Source organism: Citrobacter sp. S46_ASV_140 (assembly GCF_018919545.1).
GTDB classification, from domain to species: domain Bacteria; phylum Pseudomonadota; class Gammaproteobacteria; order Enterobacterales; family Enterobacteriaceae; genus Citrobacter; species Citrobacter braakii.
This window is the reverse complement of sequence record NZ_JAHLRC010000196.1, coordinates 1-4,373: the sequence shown is the minus strand read 5'-3', so window position 1 is coordinate 4,373 and position 4,373 is coordinate 1. Positions and strand designations below refer to the sequence as shown.

The following is a 4,373-nucleotide window of genomic DNA, read 5'->3' as shown; positions in this document are numbered from 1 at the left end:
TCAGAAGTGAAACGCCGTAGCGCCGATGGTAGTGTGGGGTCTCCCCATGCGAGAGTAGGGAACTGCCAGGCATCAAACAAGTGAAGAAGCCCATCCTGCCGGATGGGCTTTTTTGCGTTTGCAGGGAGTGAAAACTGCCGGATACGGCGCCTGTAAACCTTATTCTTACTGTGATTGCAGCCTCATCGGTTGCAAAGCAACATCCTAAGCTTCCATAACACAAGCCATCCTGCTGCATATACGGTAAACTAAGCGCGATTTTGCATCAGGAAAGCGTCTATGAATCACTCCCTTAAAGCCTGGAACACCTTCGGTATCGATCAACACGCTAATGTGCTTGTCTGTGTCGAAAATGAGCAACAACTACTAAATGCCTGGCAATCAGCCAATGCATCACATCATCCAGTGCTAATCCTGGGCGAAGGGAGTAACGTCCTGTTTCTTGATGCCTTCCATGGAACGGTGATCGTCAACCGTATCAAGGGAATAGCGATTACAGAACAACCTGATGCGTGGCATTTGCACGTAGGCGCGGGTGAAAACTGGCATCATCTGGTAGAGCATACGCTGCAGCAAAGCATGCCCGGGCTGGAAAATCTGGCGCTGATCCCCGGCTGCGTAGGTTCATCGCCAATCCAGAATATTGGTGCCTATGGCGTAGAACTGCGGCGCGTCTGTGAATACGTGGACTGCGTAGAGCTTTCGACCGGCAAACATCTGCGTGTCAGCGCCGCAGAATGCCGATTTGGTTACCGCGACAGTATCTTCAAACATGAGTACCAGGATCGTTTCGCGATTGTAGCTGTTGGTCTGCGCTTACCTAAACAGTGGCAACCCGTTCTCACTTACGGTGACCTGACGCGTCTTGATCCTGCCACGGTAACGCCTCGGCAGGTTTTTGATTCTGTTTGCCATATGCGCACCACAAAACTGCCCGATCCAAAAGTAAACGGTAATGCGGGGAGCTTCTTTAAAAACCCGGTTGTCACCGCGGACATTGCGCAGGAGCTCCTGGCGAAATTCCCGACTGCACCTCATTACCCGCAGGCTGATGGCTCTGTGAAACTGGCTGCTGGCTGGCTTATCGATCAATGTCAGCTAAAAGGCATGCGCATTGGTGGTGCAGCGGTACATCAGCAGCAGGCACTGGTGTTGATTAATGCAGGCCATGCTACGAGTCAGGATGTGGTGCAACTGGCGCATCACGTACGCCAAAAAGTCGGTGAGAAATTCAATGTCTGGCTTGAACCGGAAGTCCGGTTTATTGGCCCACTGGGTGAAGTGAATGCCGTGGAGATCGTTGCATGAAGGATAATACCGTCCCCCTGACGCTTATTTCATTATTATCCGATGGCGAATTTCAATCTGGTGAGCAACTCGGTGAAAAGCTGGGAATGAGCCGTGCGGCAATCAATAAACATGTCCAGACGCTACGTGACTGGGGTGTTGATGTATTTACTGTCCCTGGTAAAGGATACAGCTTACCTGAACCTATCCAGCTATTAGATTCATCACTTATTTATTCTCAGCTGGATGGCGGGAATATAACGGTCCTGCCGGTTATCGACTCAACCAATCAGTACCTGATGGATCGAATTGGTCAACTGGAGTCAGGGGATGCCTGCGTCGCTGAGTATCAGCAGGCCGGTCGTGGTCGTCGTGGACGTAAATGGTTCTCTCCCTTTGGCGCCAATCTGTACCTTTCAATGTTCTGGCGACTGGAACAAGGACCGGCAGCCGCGATTGGCCTGAGCCTGGTGATTGGTATTGTCATGGCTGAGGTTTTACGCGATCTGGGCGCGGATAAAGTGCGTGTTAAATGGCCGAACGACCTCTATTTGCTCGACCGTAAACTGGCAGGGATCCTGGTTGAACTCACCGGAAAAACGGGCGATGCCGCACAGATTGTTATTGGGGCGGGTATAAACATGTCCATGCGTCGGGTTGAGGAGAATGTGGTTAATCAAGGCTGGATTAATCTGCAGGAGGCGGGTATTACCATTGACCGCAATACTCTGGCTGCCCGACTGATCCGCGAGCTGCGCGCTGCCCTGGTACTGTTTGAGCATGAGGGCCTGGCGCCGTATTTGTCCCGCTGGAGGGCGCTGGATAACTTTATCGACCGCCCTGTTAAACTCATTATTGGTGATAAAGAAATATTTGGCGTATCTCGTGGAATAGATGCGCAAGGTGCATTACTACTCGAACAAAATGGCGTGATAAAACCCTGGATGGGTGGGGAAATATCGCTTAGAAGCGCTGAATAATAAGAAGGGGAGCTATGGCTCCCCTTTATTTTTTTATTTTCGTAATCTGACTTGCTCAACGGCATGATTGGCGCTTTTCGTCATGATTAAGCTGGCTCGCTCACGCGTTGGTAAAATATTTTGTTTTAAATTCAACCAGTTGATTTCTTTCCACAGTGATGTAGCCGTGTTGATTGCCTCGTCTTCCGACAATTTCGCATAGTTATGGAAATAAGAGTCTGGGTTGGTAAATGCCCCTTCGCGGAATTTCAGGAAGCGGTTGATATACCACGTCTGGAGTAATTCTTCTGGCGCATCAACATAAATAGAAAAATCGACAAAGTCAGAAACAAATACATGATGTGGATCGTGAGGATAGTCCATCCCGCTTTGTAATACATTGAGCCCTTCGAGGATTAATATATCGGGCTGGGCAACGGTTTTGTCGCCATCAGGGATCACATCATAAATCAGATGAGAATAGACCGGTGCCGTAACGTTGGGGACGCCAGACTTTAGATCGGAAACGAATTTAACCAGACGGTGCATATCATAGGACTGAGGAAAGCCTTTCTTCTTCATGAGCCCACGATCTTTCAACACCTGGTTAGGATGAAGAAAACCGTCGGTAGTGATCAGCTCAACCTTACGATGCTCGGGCCAGCGACTCAGTAACGCTTGCAACACACGTGCAGTCGTACTTTTGCCGACGGCGACGCTGCCAGCAATGCTAATAATATAAGGAATACGCTCGCCGTTGGTGCCTAAAAATTGCTCCAGCACAGCCTGACGCCGCAGGTTCGAACTGATGTAAAAATTTAGCAAACGCGATAATGGTAAATAAATCTCAGCAACTTCTTCCAGCGATAAGTCTTCGTTAATGCCTTTCAGACGAGCAATCTCTTCCTCGGTCAGAGTCATCGGCACGGAATCACGAAGCGCAGCCCACTGGTTGCGATCAAACTGTAGGTAAGGCGACGTTAACGCTTGCTCTTTTATACTCATACGCATGGTCTGGCTGTCATTGCTATATCAGGTCTGCGGTAAAAAACGAAATCATCCCCGGTACGCAATGGCACGCACATTTCAGTTAATTTGGACAATGGGCAGGAGGGTAACACCAGATGGGAGGGAATAATAAGAAAAAATCGTCCCCTGAAACGCAATGTGACGGCTATTCCAGATGTATAAAGATGCACTTTCTCTCTATTGATAACTGCATGCTGGAGCAAAATGCCTTCAGGGAGCGCGGCTGACGTTGGAAATTTGTTCAATCCGAAGAAGAAATAGATTATTTATCGGTCGTATAGCGCAAAATGTGAGCGATAGAACATTTTATGCAATTTTTTAGTTGCATGAGTGCGCATGTCTCCATAAAATGCGCGCTACTTGATGCCGACTTAGCTCAGTAGGTAGAGCAACTGACTTGTAATCAGTAGGTCACCAGTTCGATTCCGGTAGTCGGCACCATCAAGTCCGGTGGGGTTCCCGAGCGGCCAAAGGGAGCAGACTGTAAATCTGCCGTCACAGACTTCGAAGGTTCGAATCCTTCCCCCACCACCACTTTCTGGCAGCGTTATCGCCGCCTGAGTTGGTTAAAAAATTAATCAGCTCGAATAAAAAAGAGAGAAATCTCTTTTTTATTACAGAAAGAACTGGGTAGCCGAGTTTCAGGATGCGGGCATCGTATAATGGCTATTACCTCAGCCTTCCAAGCTGATGATGCGGGTTCGATTCCCGCTGCCCGCTCCAGACGTGCTGATATGGCTCAGTTGGTAGAGCGCACCCTTGGTAAGGGTGAGGTCCCCAGTTCGACTCTGGGTATCAGCACCACTTCACTTCTCCTTCCCGTTTCTCTCTGTTTACTTTTAAAAGCATTCAACAGCTCAGGCATATGGCCTGGTTGATGTGGTGATATCACCGATTTATCCGTGTCTTAGAGGGACAATCGATGTCTAAAGAAAAATTTGAACGTACAAAACCGCACGTTAACGTCGGTACTATCGGCCACGTTGACCATGGTAAAACAACGCTGACCGCTGCAATCACTACCGTACTGGCTAAAACCTACGGCGGTGCTGCTCGTGCATTCGACCAGATCGATAACGCGCCGGAAGAAAAAGCTCG

General features: G+C 49.1%; 4 protein-coding genes, 4 tRNA genes and 1 pseudogene. 7 read left to right on the top strand and 2 right to left on the bottom strand.

Translation table 11 applies throughout. The features are described 5' to 3' along the window. Positions 1–279 precede the first annotated feature (279 nt). Together murB and birA are read left to right on the top strand one after the other, a co-directional pair. Positions 280–1,308 carry a UDP-N-acetylmuramate dehydrogenase gene (gene murB, locus KQJ19_RS22560; protein ID WP_049282959.1) on the top strand — a complete coding sequence of 343 codons (1,029 nt, stop codon included), beginning with the start codon at positions 280–282 and terminating at the stop codon, positions 1,306–1,308. Beyond that, positions 1,305–2,267, top strand: a complete 963-nt coding sequence (gene birA, locus KQJ19_RS22555; protein WP_103767370.1) for a bifunctional biotin--[acetyl-CoA-carboxylase] ligase/biotin operon repressor BirA — start codon at positions 1,305–1,307, stop codon at positions 2,265–2,267. The genes murB and birA overlap by 4 nt, the downstream gene beginning before the upstream one ends. Positions 2,268–2,300: 33 nt before the next feature. Here birA and coaA read toward each other — a convergent pair whose 3' ends face one another. Continuing rightward, positions 2,301–3,251, bottom strand: a complete 951-nt coding sequence (gene coaA / locus KQJ19_RS22550) for a type I pantothenate kinase (RefSeq protein WP_003031107.1) — start codon at positions 3,249–3,251, stop codon at positions 2,301–2,303. 301 nt (positions 3,252–3,552) lie between these two features. Further along, a pseudogene (locus tag KQJ19_RS24135) lies at positions 3,553–3,621 on the bottom strand (hypothetical protein); the annotation flags it as partial. 19 nt (positions 3,622–3,640) lie between these two features. Here KQJ19_RS24135 and KQJ19_RS22545 point away from each other — a divergent pair. From KQJ19_RS22545 to KQJ19_RS22525, 5 genes are all read left to right on the top strand, one after another. After that, positions 3,641–3,716, top strand: a tRNA-Thr gene (locus KQJ19_RS22545). Between the two features lie 8 nt (positions 3,717–3,724). Further along, positions 3,725–3,809: transfer RNA gene (locus tag KQJ19_RS22540), tRNA-Tyr, on the top strand. Positions 3,810–3,923: 114 nt separating this feature from the next. After that, positions 3,924–3,998, top strand: a tRNA-Gly gene (locus KQJ19_RS22535). A 5-nt stretch (positions 3,999–4,003) separates the two neighbouring features. Then, positions 4,004–4,079 (top strand) — tRNA-Thr (locus KQJ19_RS22530). 118 nt (positions 4,080–4,197) lie between these two features. Continuing rightward, positions 4,198–4,373 (top strand): GTP-binding protein (locus tag KQJ19_RS22525; protein WP_000031655.1); only part of this gene is annotated, 176 nt, incomplete at its 3' end.

Coding starts and splice junctions, on each gene's coding strand:
- murB (WP_049282959.1), top strand. CDS start 280: ATGAATCACTCCCTTAAAGCCTGGAACACCTTCGGTATCGATCAACAC.
- coaA (WP_003031107.1), bottom strand. CDS start 3,251: ATGAGTATAAAAGAGCAAGCGTTAACGTCGCCTTACCTACAGTTTGAT.
- birA (WP_103767370.1), top strand. CDS start 1,305: ATGAAGGATAATACCGTCCCCCTGACGCTTATTTCATTATTATCCGAT.